We start from the raw sequence: 21,199 nt of genomic DNA, 5'->3' as shown, positions 1-21,199 counted from the left end.
AGCCAATTTACACAGGTACCACACATGGCTGATCCACTGATTGCCCTATGGAATGAAGAACGCGAACAGCGTAAGCGGGCTTTACGCCGCATTTTGATCACCGGCAGTAGTTTTATTGTGTTGCTGATTCTGTATTATGTTTTAGGCGTTGATCTTAGCGTTGGACGCAATCAAATAGCGCTTGGCTGTTTGTTTGGCATTTTGGTCGCCGCCGGAGTTTCAGGCTGGTTGGTCAGCATCGATCAACCAGAGTTGGCAACTCATGCGATGTTTATCCCCTACTTTGCGCTTATTTTGGTGGTTGCAATCCCAGTTGGCGTAACCAGTCGCGGGATGTATGGTTTGTTTATTCCAATTGTGGCAGCGGCATTATTGTTGCCAGCGCGTTGGAGTATGATTTATGCAGTGATTGCTGTCGTTATTTTTGTTAGCACCGATCTGCTTAGCCCTCAGCCATTTTCATTAAATATTACGATTCTGAATCTGCTGTTTGCTGGCGGCTGTTTTGGCACCGCAGCAGCAACAACCTCGTTTACGGCACGGCGCTTACGTCAGCTGCTGAAAAGTAGCATCGAACATAGCAAAGCACTTGAGCGCAACCAAACCGTGCTTGAAGAGCGGGTGCAAAAACGCACGCTCTACCTCGAAAAAGCGCTTGATGAACTGCAACGCTCCAGCGAAACCATTCGCCAAATGAGCGTGCCAGTGCTGCCGATTGCCGAACGAGTGTTGGTGTTGCCGCTAGTTGGCAGCATCGATCTGACACGGGCTGCGTTGCTAAGCGATGAATTGCTAAACACCATTTATCAACGCCGCCCACATACAATTTTGATCGATTTAACTGGTCTCAACACAATCGATCAAGCGGTGGCCGAGTCGTTGGTGCAAACCTTGAGCGCGGTGCGACTGCTTGGCACCGAGCCAGTCGTCGTTGGCTTGCGCAGCGAAACCGTGCAAGCACTGCTCGATACTGGCATCGACATTGCGCATATTCGCACCTTCCGCGATGTGCAAAGCGGCTTAGCCTACGCCACCAGCAAACCGAGTTATTAGCAGATTCCCCTCACCTAATTTCTCACTGAATGCAGGCGAGGGGTGTTTAAATGCGGCGATTCTTATGCAATTCGTCGGTAAAAACGGGCGCTCCCCCTCGCCCGCGTTTTCGTGGGCGAGGGGGCTGGCTTTCAAGGGTAGTTAAGATCCCCTCACCCCCAACCCCTCTCCCGTGCGCGGGCGAGGGGCTTTAACCCGCTGGTTCTGCACAATGCATCGGGGGAAACGGGGTGCTCACTCTCGCCCGTGTTTTGTGGTTGAGGAGCTTTTCCCCCCAGATCGCTGGGAAACCAGCATTGACTCCCCCTCGCCCGCGTCCAGTGGGCGAGGGGGCTGGGGGGTGAGGGAACGCTTCATGCCACCATCAATTGTTAAAAACCTACCCTTGAAAGGAGGGGCTGGGGGGTGAGGGAATGTTTAATCTAGCGCAAGATCAGCGTCTTTTGATCAAGCATCAATTGGCGATCAAGCCAAATTGTGCGGGCTTTTTGGCCATTCATTCCATGCAATGCCAACTCAATTGAATCCTCAGACAAGGCAAATTCGCGCAAAATTGAGCCGCGGACAACAAACGCCGCATATGGTCGAATCTGATCGGTATCCAATGGTTCTAGTTGCAAATCAAGCGCTGGTTTGCTGCGGGGATCGATGGTAACGTTCTTCCATAATTCGGTTTGATACAGCTTAACTTCAAAAGAAAGGCGCGTCGGATCAGCTGATTCGATTTGCTGCCACTCATCATATAAACCACCTTCGTGGAGCGATACAGGCAGATCGTCGCGGATTGGCGGCCCCCATGCCCAGAACGAGATGCCGATACAACTGCCAATCACCAACAAGCCTGCAATCAAAAATTTAATCAGTTCTCGCACAACACCCTCATTTCATACCATCCCAATATGGGTTGGATTGAGTGTAGTCTTGAATCGGCGTGTGCAACATGCACAATCCTCGCAACAATGCAGCATAAGTATTGCAATTGCCAAACGCAGGTTAATCAGCCCTCAATCGCATCTACAAAGCGCGCTTATGCACTATAATGCATCTGAAACATATGGCGCTGAGCCATAGTTGCGAATAGCTATGTATGGGGGCGATGATGCCGCATTCGTTTGAAGCATATCTTGATGAGCAACTGAATAGTTTGCGTGAGCAAGGGATTTTTCGCAAATTGCGCGAATTACAAAGCCCAACCGGCCCACGTTCAACCATCGATGGCAAATCGGTGATCAATCTCTCATCAAATAATTATTTAGGCTTGGCCAATCATCCAGCCTTGAAAGCAGCAGCAATTAAAGCAATCGAGGAATTGGGGGTTGGTTCAGGTGCAGTTCGCACGATTATTGGCACAATGAGCATCCACGAGGAGCTTGAACAACGCTTGGCCGAATTCAAGCATACTGAGGCGGTGTTGGTGCTCCAATCGGGCTTTACGGCCAATGCAGCGGTTTTGGGGGTTGTGCTCAACGATGGCGATTTGGTGATCAGCGATGAGCTGAACCATGCCTCGATCATCGATGGTGTTCGCCTCACCAAAGCAGCCCGTGCCGTGTATCGCCACAACGATATGGCCGATTTGGAACGGGTCTTGCAGGATAATCAAGGTAAATATCGCAACACGCTGATTGTGACCGATGGCGTATTTAGCATGGATGGCGATATTGCGCCCTTGCCACGCATCGCCGAGCTAGCCAAGCATTACGAGGCCATCACCATGGTCGATGATGCTCACGCATCGGGCGTGCTTGGCACCAACGGCAGCGGCACGGTCAGCCATTATGGCATCAAAGATTGGGATATTCAGGTTGGTACCCTTTCCAAAGCGATTGGGGCTTTGGGCGGGTATGTGGCAACGTCGAGCAAATTGCGTCAGCTGATGGAGCATCGCTCACGGCCATTTTTGTTCAGCACATCGCATCCGCCAGCGGTGGCTGCAACCTGTATTGCAGCAGTTAAGCTCTTGCAAAGCCCAGAAGGCGCGCAATTGCATCAACAACTTTGGGAAAATACCAAGTTCTTTAAGGCTGGATTGCAACAACTTGGCTTTAACACGGGCATCTCGGAAACCCCGATCACGCCAGTTATTGTTGGCGAGAGCGCCAAGGCCATGCAATTCTCCGATCAGCTGTTTCAGGCAGGCGTATTTGCCCAAGGCATCGCCTTCCCAACCGTGGCCCGCGACAAAGGTCGGGTGCGCACAATTGTCACTGCCAGCCATAGCAATGTAGATCTCGCGGAAGCGCTCACTATCTTCGAACATGTTGGGCGGAGTATGCAGCTAATTTAAGGTTTCATGGTATATTGGAAGCAGAAAAAATCTGTTCTAGAAATGTGGAGGTCCACCTATCGAAGCGCAAGTTCTTGCCCGCCGTGCTGTTGATTTAGCAGACTCGAAGCAGGCAAATGATATTATCATGCTTGATGTTCGCCCATTAGCCACGTTCGCCGATTTTTTGGTGATTTGTACCGCTGGCAATGAGCGTATGCTGCGAGCAGTCGTAAAAGAAATTGATGATCAGTTAGTCCAAGAAGGCGCACCGACACCCAAAGTCGAAGGTTCACCCGAAACTGGCTGGGTTTTGCTCGATTTTGGCGATGTGGTTGTGCATATTTTTAGCCCTGAACAACGCGATTTTTACAAGCTCGATAAATTGTGGCAAAAAGCTATGCCAGTTGTCGTTCTTCAGTAATCGGCGGGTCAAGGACGATCACGTGCGAGGTACATCATGAACAAATCCACACAACGCGAACGCTATGTCGTCTTTGCGCTTGGAGCAGCAGCAGGCAGCGCCTTAGGCTTGATTCTCGGTTCGATCTTGGCGTATTCGCTGGGTGAAGATACAGTACGAGCCATCGGGCGCGGGTTCCGCCGCCTCACAGGCCGCGACCATAAACCAAATTTCGAGCTATTTCTCCAATAACAGCAAGGCCGACTCATACGAGTCGGCCTTGTTGCTTGAGTGGATATGCAAAACTCAAATTTAGATTTCAAGTGAGTTGGCGCGTAAGCCACGATCACTTGCCGAAACGCTGACGCGGACGCTATCGCCAACTTGCACCCGATTGCCACCATGATTAAACAAGCTCGAATGTACATAGGCATCGCCGTGATTATCGCTGAGCGCCACAAACATAAAGCGCCCTTGGGGGTCGATATAATCAACCCGAGCGTTAATCAGGCCAACAGGAGCACTACCACTGAACGAACGGCTGCGTTCGCGCGGGCCATTGCTCCACTCGCGGCGCGGGCCGTTATTGCTTGGTCGGCATTGACCAGCAAAACGATCACGGCGCTCGAACGAGCGTTCACCACCATAGCCCCCAGCCTCGCGTTGCTCGTAGGCCCGAATGCGCGGCGTTGGCGGTAACGCGTTGGTCACTAAAACATCGTTGGCTTCATCACCCTTCATGCCGCGAACCACCACAAAACTTACTTCTTCACCCTCAACCAACCATCGTCGTCCATCACCAAGCGCCCGTCGATGGACAAACAACGATGCTCCTGCATGAGTTGTGATAAAACCATACGATTTTTCAGGATCGAACCACGCCACCGTGCCAGTACTACGCTCATTCATAACCCAGGTCTCCATGTTGGAATTGGTGCTCGGCATAAACCAGGTGCCGAATCACGTTTTATAATGATACAAAGTATCATTAAATAGATACCTTGTCAAGTGCATAGCCTAGATTCGCGAATTGCCTCTTTTCAACAACAGATTATGCGTCAAGACAATTTGGCGCTCTTTGAACAGCTCAAAGCAGGTCAGATCGAACCACGTCAATTCCTCGCAGAGGTGAAGCCGATCGCCTAAAATCGCAAGCATCGGTGCTAGCTCTTTAGTCCTATGTAGTACAGACCAAGATGGCCTAGATTTCTTAGGAAATGCCAATGCTTTGGGTATTGATCTTGCTTTGAAAGCCGAGTAGGATGGTAGATACAAGGATTCGGACGCAGAGGAAATGCAACGAAGCCGTTGTATTTTTGTAACGCACAAAGGAGTGCCCTAATGCTGAAGAAACGCCTCGAGGGTACGGTCGTGAGGGTAACCTTCAACATCCCAGCCCCACTCACCGCCCAGACGATCACGCTTGTTGGCGAGTTCAATAATTGGAGCGAAACGGCGACCCCGCTGTTGCGTTCCGGGGAAGGCTGGAGTACCACCATGGATCTGCCACCCAATCACAGTTACCAGTATCGCTATCTTGCCGATGGACGCTGGCTCAACGATTGGAGCGCTGATCGTTACGAGCCAAACGAGTTTGGCGGTGCGAATTCGGTGGTCTACACTTAAACCAGCTACAAACGACGAGGCATCAATGAGGATGGCTCGTTGTTTTATTGTTCTTAATAGGTGTTATATTGACACAAAGTCACTCAATCGCCTATTATACACAGAGCCTTGATTGGACTCGTGCAGCGAACCAAGGCTCTTGTGTTGTTCACTACTAGTAAGGATATTCGACATGCTCGATCTACACCCGACCTTTGAACGCGCTACCAGCGATGCGGTTGCCCATTTTGCCCCATTAATTGAGGTCATCGCCGCGATTGCCCATGGCGACGAGACGCGCCGCGCCGAGGTCGAGTTTTTATTGCCCCAAATTGATAACAACGGCTGGATTATTCAGGCTGCGGTTGAACGGATTTGGGCGGGCGAACGCGATTTCGCCCAACTCAGCGCTGGCCTCGATACCAATAGTGCAGCCATTGTGCAGGCCATTTTGGTGGCGGTCAGCCAAACGCCCGACCTAGAAGAAGCGCGTTTGAGCAAACTGATCGGCGAATGGCGGCCAATTATCTTAACCGTAGCCGCCGCCTACTTTGGAGTTCAGCACGCCTACACCGACCTTGATGGCTTCTTGCCGCAGCTTGAAGCGCAAACTCAATGGCAAGCACTCGCTCAACGCATCCGTTTGCTGGTTGCAGGCGACAGCAATCGCCAACGGCTTTTGGCAGATCTTGACCCAACTGATACCGTTATCATGCAGGCAATTTTCCATGCGCTCGATGATAAAACCACAACCTTGCGGCTCATCCGCGAAGAACGGGATCGGGCTGCGGCGCAAGAGGAAGCCAATGACCAGCAACACGCTTGAACATCGTTGCTACCAACCGAAAACGCTGTTGTATCAGCGACCGTTGGTGCTGCTCCACGGCGCTTGGCATGGTGCTTGGTGCTGGGATAATGCCGCTCACGATTTTGCCGAACGCGGCTTTGTGGTGCATACGCTGAGTTTACGCGGCCATGGCTACAGCAGTATGCCGCGCTATTTCAACACAATTGGCTTAAACCACTATATCGACGATTTGCTGGCGCTGGTTGAAACCCTCAAACCAGCGCCAATCGTCGTAGGCCATAGCCTCGGCGGCTATATTGTCCAACACGCCATCATGCAGCGCCCATTGCCCGCCGCAGTTTTGCTGGCCAGCATGCCGCATACAGGCCCGTTGGGCTTTACGTTGCGCAGCCTGCGCACGCAACCAAGTGTCGTGTTTCGTGCCTTGGCAACGGCCAATGGCTATAGTTTTGTGCGTACACCAGCCTTGGCAAAATATTTATTTTTACGTGATAACGCTTCCGCCGCTGAAACCCAAACTATCCACAGCCAACTTGGCAACGAATCGCTCAGGGTTTTGCTTGATGCACTCATACATAAACCCAAACCAAGCCAAATCAAAACCCCAAGCATGGTGATTGCTGCCGAGCGTGATCGCGTATTTACCCTCGCGGAGCAGCGTTCGTTGGCCAATGCCTATCAAGCACCATTAATTATCGTGCCGCAGGCAGCCCATGATTTAATGTTTGACTCAGCTTGGCCGTTGGTTGCCGATGCGATCGAAGGCTGGGCTAGTCGCCACCAAAAATAGTTATTCGACCAACCAACTCCCTAAGCCAACGAGCGCCGCATCCATGGTCGGCGGGTGAAACAGGCCTGCCCGCACATCGCGCGCGTAGCGTTCGAGCGCCAAATCTGGCGAGAGCGAAGCTCCACCAACCACAATCATGGCTTGTTCAACCGCAGCAACTGCATGCTCAATCGCTGTTGCTTTGGTGGTAGCAATCAAGGTGCGCAAATTGCCGCGTTCAGCAGGCGCTTGCTCCCAGATTTGGGCTGTTTGATAGAGCAAACTCCGCGCACTCAGCAGCAATTGCTCGACCTTGCCAAGCTGACGCTGAATCGATTCTAGCTCGCTAATGGCTTTGCCAGCCAACGCGGTTGGGCGACGCTCGCGGGCATAGTTGCTGGCAACATCGCGGGCAGCTTGGGCAATGCCCAAATAGATCGCCGCGATATTCAATTGAAACCAAGCCCCAGCATTGCTACGGCTCGGATCAACCAAACCTGGTTGGCGACGTTGCAAAAGATTTGCTTCAGCAACAAATACGTCTTCAAGCACAATATCATCGTTGCGAGCCGCCCGCATTGCCGTGCCATGCCAAGTTGGTTCAATCGTCACGCCTGCCTGCTTGAGATCAACCAGAAAGATCGCAGTATCGCTGGTGTCGGCAATTGTGGCGCTAATCAGGGCATGGGTTAATGCAGGAGCGCCAGTTGTGTAAATTTTGCGGCCATTCAGCAACCAACCAGCTGCAACTGGCTGGGCAGCAGTGGCAAACAAACCGCCGCGGGCTGGGCTACCCATTTCGCGCTCACTGGCCGCCGAATTGAGCAAAACCGACTGTTCAACTACCAAACGACTAAGCCGCTCGATCTGGCTTGGTTGCCACGCCTGACCTTCGATAATCCCGCCAAGCACATGAATCGGCATTGCCAAAACCAAGGCAATTGAGCCATCGCCGTAGGCCAATTGTTCTTGGGCCAAAATTGCCTCAAATAAACTAGCTCCATGGCCGCCAAAAGCAGTTGGAATGCTCAAGGCCTGGTATTTGGCCGCAAAAATTACCGACAGATGCTCGAAGGGAAAGCTGGCAGCCTGATCATGCTTGGCTGCGGTTGGCTTGACCAGAGCCGCCATGTCGCGTCCAAGTTGAACAAAGGCTTGCTGGCGTTCAGTCAAGCCAGAATGCAGTACATCTATCGCCATTGGGTTATTCCTTAATCAACAAAACACTAGCAAAAGCTTAGCACAAACCACCAGCAACTCATCAAATTATTAACTTCGTGTTGCCAATTGTCGAATTTATATCACAATTGTTTTTTATAGTACCGCCATTGAAAGTAATTTGTGATTGACAAGGAGTTCGGACATGCGTAAACATTTAGCAGTGGCGGTTGGAGTTGTTTCGTTGGCTTGTGGCGGCTATCTTTGGACAAATAATGCGGCTTCGGCGGCCAGCAACAATCAACCAGTGCATAGCATCACAGTTAGTTCAAATGCTGATGATGTTACCATCGAATGTCATGTGCCGGGCGTGGCTGGGGTTGCGCCATTGCATCATTCAGCAATGAGCCAACAGCATTTGAGCCAGCCAACGCAACTGCATAAACAAACTGTTGGCGGTGCATTGCATCTTCAGCATAGTGTAGCAGCAAGCAGCGACCAGCTTAAAACAACGACCGAAGCAACCAGTGAGCAAATCACCAAGCCATTTGTGACGATCAATGCAGAAACTGCTGAAGGCGAATGTGGAACGGTTGTGGCAATTGGCGCAGTCGCTGGCATCGATTGGTTTGAGCTAGCCGCCGCAACCATTGGCATTAGCAGCGAAGAACTGCACGCAGGCATCGAAGCTGAGCAAAGCATTGCCGATCAAGCAGCAGCCAACGGGGTAAGTAAGCAGGCGGTTATCGATGCAATTGTGGCTGCTGAAACCGCCAACATCAATCAATTGGTGGCTGATGGCGAACTAAACGCCGAAGATGCTGAACTCTTTACCAACGATTTGCCCACCATGATTGAGCATTTTGTGAGCAATGTGCCAAGTTTTGTTGCTGGCGAAGGCGTTCAATGCTTCAAGATTGCTGATGACGCTGCTGGTACAACCGAAAGCGTTGAAGAAGCTGTCGAATGCGAAGCCGTTGAAGCAATCCCAGCCTTGCCACTCGAACCAGTAACCGAACCAAGTCGCTAAATCATTGGCTGGTTGCAGTAGATACCACGCCTGCAACCAGCCAACTTCATTGCAGGCGAAGGAAGCACTATGGCGGAATTAATCGTGATTATTGAGGATGAAGAACGGATTGCCCATTGGATGCAGTTGTATCTTGAGCAAGCTGGTTTTGCAACTTATTTGGCAAGCGATGGCCTGACTGGCTTGGCTTTGGTGCAGCAGCATCAGCCAAGTTTAGTCGTTTTAGATTTAATGTTGCCCAAATTGGATGGCCTCGCGGTGTTCAAGGCCATTCGCCAAATCAACAATACGCCAATTATTATGGTAACTGCGCGTAGCAGCGACGAAGAACGAATTCAGGGCCTAGAGCTTGGGGCCGATGATTATGTAGGCAAGCCCTTCAACGCCCGCGAATTGGTGGCCCGTGTGCGGGCAGTCTTACGCCGTAGTCAGCCGATGCAACCAAGCCAAACCCTCAAACGCGGCCTGATTGAGCTTGATTTGACCCAGCATCAATGCATGGTCAATCGCCAGCCTGTCGAATTGAGCAAAATTCAATTAGCCTTGCTGGCAACCTTTATGCGCCACCCCAACCAAATTCTCAGCCGCGAACAATTGCTTGAGGCAGTCTTTGCTGGTGATTATGCTGGCTTTGATCGCTCGCTCGATGCGCATATTGCCCGTTTGCGCCAGCGCATCGAACACGATCGCACCAATCCACAATATATTATTACCGTGTATGGGCTTGGCTATAAATTCGTTGATTAATTTGGTAGGGTGCTATGCTTCGATCAGTACGTTGGAAATTGGGTGCAGCATTTGGCCTCGTCATTGGGGCAACACTCTTGTTGAGCGGGCTAAGCGCCTATTTGCTTACAACGCAGCGCTTCGATATTTTTGTTGGCGACCAAAGCCAAATGCGCACCGCCCAACTTGCGCCATGGCTCGAAGCCAGCCATGCCTATAATGCCGATTGGTCGGCGCTGCCAGCGTTATTAGAACAAAGTGAAGCGCTCAGCCAAACCGTTACCATGCCGCTTGCACCAGCATTAATCAGCGTCAGTAGCGGCCAACTTTGGCAACAGAGCGCCGAGGCAATTGGCATCAGCCCTGAACATTTGCAAGTTGAGGTTGGCAGCGCGGGCAGTATCGAAAGCGTGGCGATTGCGCATAATCTTAATCCTGAAGATTTGATCGTAAGCCTTGAGCAAATTCAACTGCCGCATGCCACCATGCCAATGACCTTCGCCATGGCTGGAGTTCCGGCGATAGGCGCTGACACGGCGCTAAAATCGCAAATTCGTTATTTTGTAGAATATCAAACCAGCCCTGATTGGCTTAATCTGATTCAAAAAAAGCTAGCTGCCAGCCCAAGTGAGATTCAGCAAGGCTTGACGCATCCCCAAGGTTTTGTGGCCTTGGCGCAAAACTACCAAACCGAACCAAAAGCGCTGGTGCAAACTATCGTTGCCGCCGAACTTGAACGGCTCAAATCGATGTCCAGTATCTCGCTGAGCAGCATTTTGAATGAATTGCCAATGATCGTTGAATCGGCCTGGAATTTTATCGATCCCCAAGCACTGCATCGACCAATTACGCAACAGTTTGGTTTTGCTCACCACGATAGTTTGTTGCTACAATGGGCCTTGCAAGCGGTGTTGCATGGCGATGAACGGCTGATTATTCTCGATCCAGCAGGTAATGTGGCCTATGATAGCGCTCAGCAACTCAACCATGATCAGCAATTAGCCGCCGATCTGCGCCAACATGCGATTCCACTCTACGATTTAATTAGCAACGAATTGATTGGCTCGGCCTTGATGGTGACTGGAACCCACGCTTATACCGAGCAACAAGGCGCATTTTTACGCAGCACAGGCCATGCATTAATTATCAGCGGCGTAATCGTTGGTATGGTTGTTTTGGCCCTGGGCTTTGTGCTGGTGCGCACGATTACTGCGCCAGTTTTGGCATTAACTCAAGCCACCAAGCACATTATTGCTGGCAATTGGCAAACCCAAGTGCCAATTCGTTCGCACGATGAGCTTGGCCAAATGAGCAGTGCCTTCAATCATATGGCCAATTCGCTAGCCCAACAGCGCATGCTGCAAACCCGCTTAATTCACGATTTGACCCACGAATTGCATACGCCGCTCAGCGTGATTCAGCTTGAAATGGAAGGCTTGGCTGACGAGCTACAAAGCGCCGACGAGGCTGCACATCACGTTGAACATGAGATTAAATTGATCGTTAGTTTGCTTGATGATTTAACCTTGCTGCTCAAAACTGAGTCGCAGAGCCTCGATTTTAACCAAACAATGCTTGATTTTGCTCAGTTGTTGCGCGAAACGCACCAGCGTTGGCAACAGCCTGCACTCAACGCGGGCATTCAATTCGAACTAACGATCGAACAGCCACTGCCAAGCATCGCTGTTGATCGCACGCGCATTGTGCAAGCCTTGGGCAATCTGCTCAAAAATGCAATTCGCCATACCCCAGCCAATGGCCGCATTGTGCTCAACTGCACCAGCGATCAAGAGCAGATTAGCCTGCACATTCAGGATACTGGCGAGGGTATTGCAGCCCATGATCTAGCGCATATTTTCGAGCGTTTCTATCGCGCCGATGCCTCGCGCAATCGCGATACTGGCGGGCGTGGTTTGGGCTTAGCGATTGTTAAGCAAATTATCGAGGCTCACGCTGGCACAATTACGGTTGAAAGCACGCTTGGCAAGGGCAGCAATTTTCACATCATATTGCCACTTAGCCCAAGCCACGACTGAAAAAATAATGCCCTAGCCCAACCGTAAACATCAAATTACCATACAAGGCATGCTCCAAACACACCAAGCGCAGCGAACGGGTTTTACGATAGGTATCACCAAACAGCCAGCCGCCGATAATCGTCAAGATTACAGCGTAGGGATTGCGAAAAATAATATGCGCCCAGCCAAACACTACAGCATTGAGCAACAACAGCCAATCAGCACTCAGCAAATCGCGGTAGCGCTCGAAAAACAAGCCCCGAAAAACCAATTCTTGAATATACACCGAAACAATCGGGTACGCCACAATAATAATCAGCCAAGCCCATGGTTCCTGGCGCGGCAAATTGAATAAATTGGCTGGTTGCCAGAGCCATACCAACAGCACCGCCAGCAGACTTGCCAGCCCAAAGCGCCGAAGCAAGCGCCAAAGATTATGTTTTTCGCGCGGATTCAAGCGCTCTTGCCACAGCCCAATTGGCACGCCGCGCCGCCGCAACCAAAACCACGACCCCAGCGCCGCCAAACCAAGCACCCCAAACCACCAACTGGCAGGCACAGCAAAGCGCAGCATCAATGGCACACCACCAAATAAAGCCAATAATTCCACCCATAGCCACCACTGCCGCATTGGCCACATCCTTTTTTTACCGCATCAAACGCTCATCATCTGCGATGTTGAGGCTAAAACCAAGCACCAATCTGCGCACAAAAGATGAACATTGATGGCAATGATTGCAACAAGAGTTGACCAAAATTACTGTATAGTCTATTCTGTACAATAACTTTGAATTTAAGCACAATACCACTAATAAGCATAAGCATAGTAAGGGTGTGTCGTATGCAACATTTCGATCAATTCACTATTCATACCTTTAGAGGCATACGTGAGCTAACTCTTCAAGGATTAGGTCAGGTTAACTTGCTTGTTGGTATGAATAATAGTGGAAAAACAAGTATTTTAGAAGCATTAGCAGTTTACTGCCAAGCTAATAATCCAATTGAATGGATTCGGGTAGCGCAACGCCGTGATGGTCGTGGTAATTCTCTTGCGCGCGAAACTATTTTAGAATCAATAAAATGGCTATTTCCACAGACAAAAATCGATTCAAATCAATTTTATGAAGGCTCAATTGCTTTATCTAGTCAAGGTCAATTTAATATTCATCATATAAATGCAAATTTCAAAGAGTTTATCGGCTACAATCAAAAAATGATTGATCAAGAATCAAATTCAAATGATATTTATGAGCAAAAAGGCGCTGATATATTGATTGAAGCCAATCAATATACAAATCAACATTCACTATTTAGCGGTAGTCCGTATAATCCAATTCATACTAAATTTCAAATTTGGGAAAATGAACCTTTTCGTTATCGTAGCCTAAAACCAATCCAAACATTACTTTCAAGCTACTTTATTTCACCAATTAGTCATTGGTTTGAAGAAACACAAAAAAATACCTTTTCCGAAATTGTTGTTGAAAATAACCGGAATGAACTTATTGATATTTTGCACGCAATTGAGCCTAATATCAAAAATATTGAAATTTTACAATTGGCTAATTCAGCTGCAAAATTTTATGTTGAGCATAAAAAAATTGGGCTAGCACCAATTAATACGTTTGGTGATGGATTACGCCGTATTTTGACTATTGCCTTAGCAATCCAATCAGTCAAAGGCGGAGTACTACTGATTGATGAATTAGAAACGGCTATTCATCAGTCAGTACTTGGCTCTATTTTCACGAAAGTAGTCAGTTTATGCAAAAAATACGATGTTCAACTTTTTGTTACAACCCATAGCTTAGAAGCAGTTGATGCCTTGATTAGTGCTAATCAATCAGATCTTTCTGCAATTAGTGCGTATCATCTCGATACAAAAGATCATCAAACTATAGTTAAACGCTATAATGGCGATTTACTCCAGCGTTTACGTTATGAACGTGGATTGGATGTACGCTAATGACTCAATTTGATTATGTTGTGGTTGAAGGGCCACATGATACTGAATTTATTGTTAAAATACTCGAATATTTTTATAATTTTCAGAAAATTAAAAAATATCCTGATCTTGATCCATATTGGCATAAATTAGTGCCAACTAAATTTCCATATAATGATGACTTACTACGCCGTGTTCCAGTACCCTATTTTTTACAAAAAGAAGGGTATAGCCTTGCGATTCAAAGCGCTCAAGGTGATTCTGGTATTGTAAACACGATTGAAGAAAGTCTATCGCTAATTGATACGGCAATCTTAGCAAGTATCGGAATTATTCTCGATTGTGATTATGATAAAACCCCAAGTGAACGTTTTAGCGAAATTTCTAACTTACTCAAAATCAAAAAGATTGATCCTCCCAAATCAATGCATGAAATAAGTCAAAGCACACCAAAAATTGGTTGCTATATTTTACCAAATAATCAACATCAAGGTACTTTAGAAACCATTTTGCTTGAATGTGCTCGACAGGTATATCCGTCGCTTTATACAGGAGCAGAGAAGTTTATCAATGAAGTTAATTTAGATTCAGCAGAATTTGTCGCGTCTGATAAAAAATATTTCAAAAAACCTGCTGGCAAAAATAAAGCAATCGTAGGCAGTATTGTGAACGTTTTGCGTCCAAGTAAAACGATCCAAGTATCGTTAAGTGATAATAGTTGGATTAGTGAAAAAACGCAAAATCTTCCAGAAATTCAAGCAATTCGGCTATTTTTGGCTAATTTATTAAACTTAGCAGTCGAATAATCAAGCGTAGATATTTAAGTTCAATGATCAATATCTACGCTTGATCAATCCCCAATTAGCCTTGTTTTAGTACCAAGTAGCGTTGCCACACCTCGCGGGTTTCGCTGAAATCGCGGCGGGCATGTGCACCACGGCTTTCCTCACGCAACAAGGCAGCGTAGGTCAAAAGCGTTGCCACAATCAACAAATTGGCATCTTCATACTCGCGCACAGTGCTTGGCTCGGCTTGGACATCACGCCATGCCACCAACTGCCGTAGCGCAGACCCCAAACCATCGGCCTCGCGCACAATGCCAACGTTACGCCACATCAGGCGTTGCAACGCAGCACGGCTAAATGGCGTTTCATCGGCTTCGGCAGCCATGGTGATGGCTTGGGTCGTTTGAGGAAATGTTGGCGCTTCGATTGGGCCATCAGGAGCTTCAATCACTCGTTTAGCCCAAACCAAGACCTCAAGCAACGAATTTGAGGCCAAGCGATTCGCGCCATGCACGCCGGTCATCGAAACTTCGCCAACCGCGAATAAATTGGGGACGCTGGTGCGGCCATGCAAATCGGTCACCACGCCGCCAGTCATGTAGTGAGCAGCAGGCGCAACCGGAATTGGCTCTTTGGTAATATCTAAGCCATGGCTGCGGCAGACTTTGGCAATCGTGGGGAAGCGCAACAGCACCAAATCGGCTGGCAAATGGGTCACATCAAGATACACATGATCCGCATCGGTCGAAACCATTTCGGCGGCAATGCCCCGCGCTACCACATCACGCGGTGCTAATTCTGCGTCGGGATGTAATTTGAGCATAAAGCGTTCGCCAGCAGCGTTGCGCAAAACGCCACCTTCGCCACGCACAGCCTCAGAAATCAAAAAGCCCGGCGCGCCTGGCAAACGCAGAGCTGTTGGGTGAAACTGGAAGAATTCCATATTTGAAACCCCAGCCCCAGCCCGATAGGCCAAGGCTACGCCGTCGCCAGTTGCCACGGTTGGGTTGGTCGTGGCTTGGAAAAGCTGACCAGCACCGCCAGTTGCCAGCACAATCCGCTTGGCTCGAACTTCGCCGCGTTCGCCAGTCCGCGCATCAAGCGTGCGCACGCCAACTGCTTGGCCATTTTCCAACATAATTTCGGTCGCCAAGGTCCAAGCTCGCACATCAACATTGGTATTGGCAACCACACCTGCCAAGGTAGTTTCGATAGCTGCGCCAGTTGCATCTCCGCCAGCGTGCAAAATACGCCGCTCAGAGTGGGCAGCCTCACGAGTTAAGGCAATTGAGCCATTATGGGTATCAAACGGCACGCCCAAATTGATCAACTCATGCACACGAGCTGGGCCTTCTTCGCACAACACCCGCACGGCGGCAGGATCGCTGATGCCAGCACCAGCAACCAAAGTATCTTCAATATGCAATTCTGGTGAATCGTGCTCGCCAATTGCGGCGGCAATGCCACCTTGGGCATAGCGCGTATTACATTCCTCAACCGCCTCTTTGGTTACTAAAACAACTTTGAGATTATGTTGAGCTGCCAATTGGGCGGTGTATAAGCCTGCGATGCCTGAGCCAACAATAATATAATCGTTCATAGAACGGGTAAATCCTTTCGTGGTTAAGCGCTAGGTTGGGCAAAGTAAAGCCGCTGCTCGGCAATGTAGCTGGCAACGGCATCGGGAACGAGATAGCGCACAGGCAAGCCAGCCTGCAAGCGACTACGCAATTCAGTCGCCGAAAGATCCATGCGTGGGCCTTGAATTCGCATGCTGCGCGTGGCAAGGCTGGGAAATTGGTCGAGCAAGGCTTGCCAATCCAATTCGAAGCCAGGCCGTTCTAAAATAGCAAAATGGGCTAGTTGAACTAACTCGTTGGCGGCATGCCAGCGTGGCAAAGTTGCCAAACTATCAGCGCCAACAATCAGCCACCATTCCACAGCTGGTTCAATAATGTTCAATTCATGCACGGTGTCGATGGTATAGGAAACGCCGCTACGTTCAACTTCGATGTTGGAAACTGCAAAGGCGGGATTATCGGCTACTGCCAGTTCGGTCATGGCAAGGCGTTGGTTGGCTGAGCTATAGTGCTGTTGCTTCAAAGGCTGCTGGGCCGTTGGCATAAACACGACCCGATTCAAACCCAACACCACTCGCGCTTCCTCGGCAATTGCTAAATGCGCATGATGAATGGGATCGAAGGTTCCGCCCAAAAGCCCAACCCGTTGCATAGCCATTCCTTCCATTAATAGTCACTATGACACCAAGTGCAAAGTAGTATAGCGCGATTCTGCTTTTTGTCAATATCACACTAATTAAAAAATATGAAGGATGAGGGATGAATTATGAAGGCAAAAGGCAACGTATGATGATCCACGAAGCGCACGAAGGTCACGAAGGACGAAACCACGAAGCACACGAAGGTCACGAAGGACGAAACCGCGAAGTACGCGAAGATCGCGAAGGGCGTAGCTCTAGGATAACTAACTGATCCCCAGCCCTTGACCCCTATTTTAGCCGCAGTTTGCCCACCTTTACCAGCTTATTCATTCCGATAGCCCATAGCCAACAGCCTATAGCCATCGTCGCTCTGCGCCTCTGCGTTGAAAATCAATCCACAACGCATGCAAAGACGAAAACGTCCCGATCCCCGATCCCTAACAACTGATCCCTATGCTTCCTTTGATTTTTCGCTAAGATTTGCTATACTGCGATTAATTGAATACCTCATCACGAGGAGCCGAGGGATCTGGCCCGATGACGCTCCAGCAACCGTCTCACTGAGAAAGGTGCTTCTTCCAGCAGCAATCGCGCTGATAGATGAGTGGCAACTCAATGATTGAAGCCCTCGCCAGTGTGCGAGGAGTTTTTTTTAACTGTGGTTCTGCGCTTTGGCAGCGCGATCCATACAAAGGGAATGCGTCATGACCAGCATAAAACCTTACATCGCCGAATTGGCGAAACGTGTTCTGATTTACGACGGCGCAATGGGTACTAGCTTGGATTTGTACGATCTCAAGCCTGAGGATTTTGGCGGCGAACAGTACTTCGGCGCACGCGATTATCTCGCCCTGACGCGCCCCGACATTATCGAACAAATTCATAGCTCGTTTATGGAAGCTGGCGTTGATGTGTTGGAAACCAATACCTTCCAATCAACTCGCATTCGCTTGCATGAATGGGGTTTGGCCGATAAAACCTACGAGCAAAATTTCAAAGCGGCGCAACTTGCTCGCAGCGTCGCCGACCGCTACCAAGCCCAAGATGGCCGCAAACGCTTCGTCGCTGGCTCGATGGGGCCAACTGGCTTCTTGCCTTCTTCCGACGATCCAACGCTCTCGAACATCACCTGGGATGCACTTTCGGATACCTTCAAAGAGCAAACGATTGCCCTCGTCGAAGGTGGCGTTGATGTGCTTTTGGTCGAAACCAGTGTTGATATTCTCGAAGTCAAAGCAGCAATCGACGGCATTCGGCGTGGTTTGGCTGAACTCAATCGCCCCGACATTGCGATTCAAGCCCAAGTGTTCTTGGATCTTTCAGGGCGTATGTTGCTTGGCACCGATATTCAAGCAACGATGGTCACGCTCGAAGCGTTGGCCGATGTTGATGTGATTGGCTTAAATTGTTCGACTGGCCCTGAGCATATGCGGCCAGCAATTACCTATCTGGCAGCCAATTCCAAATTGCCAATTTCGTGTATTCCCAACGCTGGCTTGCCAATGGAAGTCAACGGCGAAACCGTGTTCCCCTTGGAGCCAGAAGGCTTTGCCAAATCGTTAACCGAGTTTGTCAAGGATTTGGGCGTGCGTGTCGTTGGCGGTTGTTGTGGCACAACGCCGGCTCACCTCCGCGCCTTGGTCGATTCAATTGGTAACGATTACACACCAAAGCCCAATCAAGCGCCAATTGTTCCTCAAGTTTCATCGGCCATGCGTGCCCTGCCATTGCACCAAAATCCAGGCCCATTCATCATCGGCGAGCGGGTTAACTCGACTGGCTCACGCAAAGTCAAAAAAATGTTGCTCAAAGATGATTATGATGGGATATTACAAATTGCCCGCGAACAGGCCGATAGTGGCTCGCATGCGCTCGATGTCAATGTGGCCCTAACTGAACGTCCCGATGAAAAAGAGCAAATGCAAAAGTTGCTCAAGAAGTTATCTATGGGCGTTGAATTGCCCTTGGTCATCGACTCAACTGAGTATGAGGTGATTGACGCAGCCCTACAAATGTATCCAGGCCGCGCAATCATCAACTCAACTTCGCTCGAAGGCGGGCGCGAACAGAAATTCGACAAAACCATGCCGTTGGTCGCCCGTTATGGTGCAGCAATCGTTGCTTTGACAATTGATGAAGAAGGCATGGCGCATACTGCTGAAGCCAAAGTTGCTATAGCCAAGCGTATGGCCGAGTTGGGTCGTCAAGATTATGGCGTAAAGAATGATGCGTGGCTGTTTGATGCCCTGACCTTCCCATTAACCACTGGCCAAGCAGAATTGCGCGAATCGGCCAAAGAAACATTGGAAGGCATTCGCCGGATCAAGGCCGAAATTCCCGGTGCGATGACTGTGCTAGGCGTTTCGAATCTCTCTTTCGGGATTCAGCCGCACGCTCGTTCAGCGCTCAACTCGGTCTTTTTGTATCACGCAGTTAAGGCTGGACTTGATGCAGCGATTATCAACCCTGCCCACGTTATGCCATTTGCCGAGATTTCAGCCGAAACCCGTAAGGTCTGCGAAGATGTGATTTTCAACAGTGATGAAGAAGCGTTGCCCCGCTTCATCCAATATTTCGAGGCCAATTCAGCAGTTGCAGGCGAAGCCAAAGCAGACCCAACCGCCACCATGAACGCCGAAGAGCGGATTCACTGGAAGATTCTGCATCGCAAAAAAGATGGCATCGAAGCCGACATCGACGAATCGCGGGCATGGCGCGAGGCTGGCGGCCAAACCCAAGGCGAAGCTGCAATCGATGTGCTCAATGGCGTGATGCTGCCAGCGATGAAAGAAGTTGGCGATAAATTCGGCGCTGGAGAATTGATTTTGCCCTATGTGTTGCAATCTGCTGAAGTGATGAAACGTGCAGTTGCCCACCTCGAACAATTTCTTGATCGCTTGGAAGGCACGACCAAGGGCAAAGTGGTACTCGCCACAGTCTATGGCGATGTGCACGACATTGGCAAAAACTTGGTCTACACCATTTTGTCGAATAATGGCTACACCGTTTACGATTTGGGCAAGCAAGTTCCAGTCAATACAATCATCGAAAAAGCGCTCGAAGTTGGCGCGGATGCAATCGGGCTTTCGGCCTTGCTGGTCAGCACATCGAAGCAAATGCCATTGTGCGTGCAAGAGCTGCACAAACGCAATTTAGCCTTTCCAGTGCTGGTTGGTGGCGCGGCGATCAATCGCCAATATGGCCAACGAATTCTCTTCCCCGAGCCAGAAGTGGCCTACACTGGCGGCGTTTTCTATTGTAAAGATGCCTTCGAAGGCCTCGAAACGATGGATAAACTTTCCGACCCAACCGCCCGCGAAGAGTATATGAGCGTGATGGAAGAAGCAGCCCGCGAATCGTTAAAAGCGCCAGAACGCGGTCGCACTGTGCTCGAAAAACTGGGCAAAGATAATCCAAGCGGCGTGCGTTCAGCAATTCGCAACGATAATCCTGTGCCAACCCCACCATTCTGGGGCGTGCAAGTTGCCAAAAAAATTCGGCTCGATGATGTCACTCCCTATCTCGATTTGAATACACTTTGGCGCTTGGGTTGGGGCATCAAAAATCTCAAAGGCCCAGAATACGATCGGGTAGTTAATGATGAATTCAAGCCGCGCTTGCGCCGCATGATCGACGATGCCAAGCGCAACGGCTGGTTGCAACCTCAAGCAGTTTATGGCTATTTCCCTGCTCAAGCTGCTGGCGAAGAGTTGGTCGTGTACGATCCCAAAGATCGCAAAACCGTCTTGACGCGCTTTGCCTTCCCACGCCAACCAAGCCGCGAACGCCTGTGTCTGGCCGATTATTTCCGGCCAATCGAGAGCGGTGAGTTCGATGTGGTTGGCTTACAAATCGTGACGATGGGTCATGTCGCAGCCGAGCGCGTTGAGACCTTGCAAAAAGCCAGCGACTACAGCGAATCGTTCTTTAGCCATGGCTTGAGCACAACCTACGCCGAAGCAGTGGCCGAATTTACTAACAAAATTATTAGCCAAGGCCTAGGATTAAGCTATCAGGCCAAACGCTACTCGTGGGGCTACCCAGCCTGCCCCGATCTCGAAGAGCATACCAAGCTGTTCAGCGTCTTGCCAGCCCAAGAAATTGGCGTTAGCTTGACCTCGGCCTTCCAGCTTGACCCTGAGCAAAGCACCGCTGCAATCGTCGTGCACCACCCCGATGCCAAATACTTTTCAATTGGCTCGGTTGCTGAACGCGCTGCAAGCGATATTGCTGAACTCGCTAATTAAAGGATGAAGTATGAGGGTTGAGGGATGAAAAGTTAAAGGGTCAGCACTTAACGCAGAGGCGCAGAGAATTAAAGTTTCTCTGCGCCTCTGCGTTAAAGCTCATTCACGAAACGCATCCAAAATGTTCTGATCCCCAATCCCCAACCCCCGATCCCCGATACTTAT

19 protein-coding genes and 1 riboswitch are annotated in these 21,199 nt (G+C 49.7%); of the genes, 13 read left to right on the top strand and 6 right to left on the bottom strand.

The genetic code is table 11. The features are described 5' to 3' along the window. The first annotated feature begins 24 nt into the window (after positions 1-24). Complete coding sequence (locus C5S61_RS14720; protein WP_164689504.1) at positions 25-1,053, top strand: STAS domain-containing protein; 1,029 nt, start codon at positions 25-27, stop codon at positions 1,051-1,053. 422 nt (positions 1,054-1,475) lie between these two features. Here C5S61_RS14720 and C5S61_RS14715 read toward each other — a convergent pair whose 3' ends face one another. Then, a complete protein-coding gene (locus C5S61_RS14715; RefSeq protein WP_110515877.1) occupies positions 1,476-1,925 on the bottom strand; it encodes a hypothetical protein in 450 nt (149 codons plus the stop codon). 227 nt (positions 1,926-2,152) lie between these two features. On the opposite strand from C5S61_RS14715, the gene C5S61_RS14710 reads away from it, so the two are divergent. From C5S61_RS14710 to C5S61_RS14700, 3 genes are read left to right on the top strand one after another with little or no spacing between them, the layout of a single operon-like run. Beyond that, the gene (locus C5S61_RS14710) at positions 2,153-3,340 is read left to right on the top strand and encodes a glycine C-acetyltransferase (RefSeq protein ID WP_205701406.1); all 1,188 of its coding nucleotides are present in this window, start codon (positions 2,153-2,155) and stop codon (positions 3,338-3,340) included. Positions 3,341-3,398: 58 nt separating this feature from the next. Next, a complete protein-coding gene (rsfS, locus tag C5S61_RS14705; protein WP_110515873.1) occupies positions 3,399-3,743 on the top strand; it encodes a ribosome silencing factor in 345 nt (114 codons plus the stop codon). 36 nt (positions 3,744-3,779) lie between these two features. Beyond that, complete coding sequence (locus C5S61_RS14700) at positions 3,780-3,974, top strand: hypothetical protein (protein WP_110515871.1); 195 nt, start codon at positions 3,780-3,782, stop codon at positions 3,972-3,974. A 60-nt stretch (positions 3,975-4,034) separates the two neighbouring features. On the opposite strand, the gene C5S61_RS27695 is transcribed toward C5S61_RS14700, so the two are convergent. Next, a complete protein-coding gene (locus tag C5S61_RS27695; RefSeq protein WP_110515869.1) occupies positions 4,035-4,631 on the bottom strand; it encodes a cold-shock protein in 597 nt (198 codons plus the stop codon). Positions 4,632-5,063: 432 nt separating this feature from the next. On the opposite strand from C5S61_RS27695, the gene C5S61_RS14690 reads away from it, so the two are divergent. The 3 genes from C5S61_RS14690 (at position 5,064) to C5S61_RS14685 (ending at position 6,925) form a co-directional block, all read left to right on the top strand. Then, positions 5,064-5,348 carry an isoamylase early set domain-containing protein gene (locus tag C5S61_RS14690; RefSeq protein WP_041304451.1) on the top strand — a complete coding sequence of 95 codons (285 nt, stop codon included), beginning with the start codon at positions 5,064-5,066 and terminating at the stop codon, positions 5,346-5,348. Positions 5,349-5,520: 172 nt separating this feature from the next. Further along, a complete protein-coding gene (locus C5S61_RS26890) occupies positions 5,521-6,153 on the top strand; it encodes a hypothetical protein (protein ID WP_164689502.1) in 633 nt (210 codons plus the stop codon). Then, the gene (locus C5S61_RS14685; RefSeq protein WP_164689501.1) at positions 6,134-6,925 is read left to right on the top strand and encodes an alpha/beta hydrolase; all 792 of its coding nucleotides are present in this window, start codon (positions 6,134-6,136) and stop codon (positions 6,923-6,925) included. The genes C5S61_RS26890 and C5S61_RS14685 overlap by 20 nt, the downstream gene beginning before the upstream one ends. Here the strand turns inward: C5S61_RS14685 and C5S61_RS14680 are convergent, their stop codons facing one another. Further along, positions 6,926-8,104 carry an acyl-CoA dehydrogenase family protein gene (locus tag C5S61_RS14680; RefSeq protein WP_110515865.1) on the bottom strand — a complete coding sequence of 393 codons (1,179 nt, stop codon included), beginning with the start codon at positions 8,102-8,104 and terminating at the stop codon, positions 6,926-6,928. Between the two features lie 163 nt (positions 8,105-8,267). Between C5S61_RS14680 and C5S61_RS14675 the strand changes: the two genes are divergently transcribed. The 3 genes from C5S61_RS14675 to C5S61_RS14665 all read left to right on the top strand — a co-directional run bounded on the left by C5S61_RS14675 (position 8,268) and on the right by C5S61_RS14665 (position 11,854). Further along, positions 8,268-9,092: a hypothetical protein gene (locus C5S61_RS14675; RefSeq protein ID WP_110515862.1), complete on the top strand. Its 825-nt coding sequence runs from the start codon at positions 8,268-8,270 to the stop codon at positions 9,090-9,092. Positions 9,093-9,161: 69 nt separating this feature from the next. Continuing rightward, the gene (locus tag C5S61_RS14670; protein ID WP_110515860.1) at positions 9,162-9,839 is read left to right on the top strand and encodes a response regulator transcription factor; all 678 of its coding nucleotides are present in this window, start codon (positions 9,162-9,164) and stop codon (positions 9,837-9,839) included. 14 nt (positions 9,840-9,853) lie between these two features. Further along, a complete protein-coding gene (locus C5S61_RS14665; protein WP_110515858.1) occupies positions 9,854-11,854 on the top strand; it encodes a sensor histidine kinase in 2,001 nt (666 codons plus the stop codon). Here C5S61_RS14665 and C5S61_RS14660 read toward each other — a convergent pair. Further along, positions 11,835-12,467, bottom strand: a complete 633-nt coding sequence (locus C5S61_RS14660; RefSeq protein WP_164689499.1) for a CPBP family intramembrane glutamic endopeptidase — start codon at positions 12,465-12,467, stop codon at positions 11,835-11,837. The two genes, C5S61_RS14665 and C5S61_RS14660, sit on opposite strands and share 20 nt — an antisense overlap. 210 nt (positions 12,468-12,677) lie before the next feature. Between C5S61_RS14660 and C5S61_RS14655 the strand changes: the two genes are divergently transcribed. After that, positions 12,678-13,802, top strand: a complete 1,125-nt coding sequence (locus C5S61_RS14655; RefSeq protein ID WP_110515854.1) for an AAA family ATPase — start codon at positions 12,678-12,680, stop codon at positions 13,800-13,802. Next, positions 13,802-14,587: a DUF3226 domain-containing protein gene (locus C5S61_RS14650; RefSeq protein ID WP_110515853.1), complete on the top strand. Its 786-nt coding sequence runs from the start codon at positions 13,802-13,804 to the stop codon at positions 14,585-14,587. The genes C5S61_RS14655 and C5S61_RS14650 overlap by 1 nt, the downstream gene beginning before the upstream one ends. Positions 14,588-14,642: 55 nt before the next feature. Here the strand turns inward: C5S61_RS14650 and nadB are convergent, their stop codons facing one another. Both nadB and nadD read right to left on the bottom strand, forming a co-directional pair. Further along, complete coding sequence (gene nadB, locus C5S61_RS14645) at positions 14,643-16,166, bottom strand: L-aspartate oxidase (protein ID WP_110515851.1); 1,524 nt, start codon at positions 16,164-16,166, stop codon at positions 14,643-14,645. Between the two features lie 23 nt (positions 16,167-16,189). Next, positions 16,190-16,798, bottom strand: coding sequence for a nicotinate-nucleotide adenylyltransferase (gene nadD / locus C5S61_RS14640; RefSeq protein ID WP_110515849.1), 609 nt, complete (start codon positions 16,796-16,798; stop codon positions 16,190-16,192). Positions 16,799-17,291: 493 nt separating this feature from the next. Then, positions 17,292-17,394: riboswitch (SAM riboswitch) on the top strand. A gap of 97 nt (positions 17,395-17,491) precedes the next feature. Here nadD and metH point away from each other — a divergent pair. Continuing rightward, positions 17,492-21,034, top strand: a complete 3,543-nt coding sequence (gene metH / locus C5S61_RS14635) for a methionine synthase (protein ID WP_110515847.1) — start codon at positions 17,492-17,494, stop codon at positions 21,032-21,034. Positions 21,035-21,199: the final 165 nt, after the last annotated feature.

The sequence above is a fragment of the Herpetosiphon llansteffanensis genome, assembly GCF_003205875.1.
GTDB classification, from domain to species: Bacteria; Chloroflexota; Chloroflexia; order Chloroflexales; family Herpetosiphonaceae; genus Herpetosiphon; species Herpetosiphon llansteffanensis.
The sequence above is the reverse complement of the archived record's forward strand: the minus strand, read 5'-3'. Positions and strand labels throughout refer to the sequence as shown.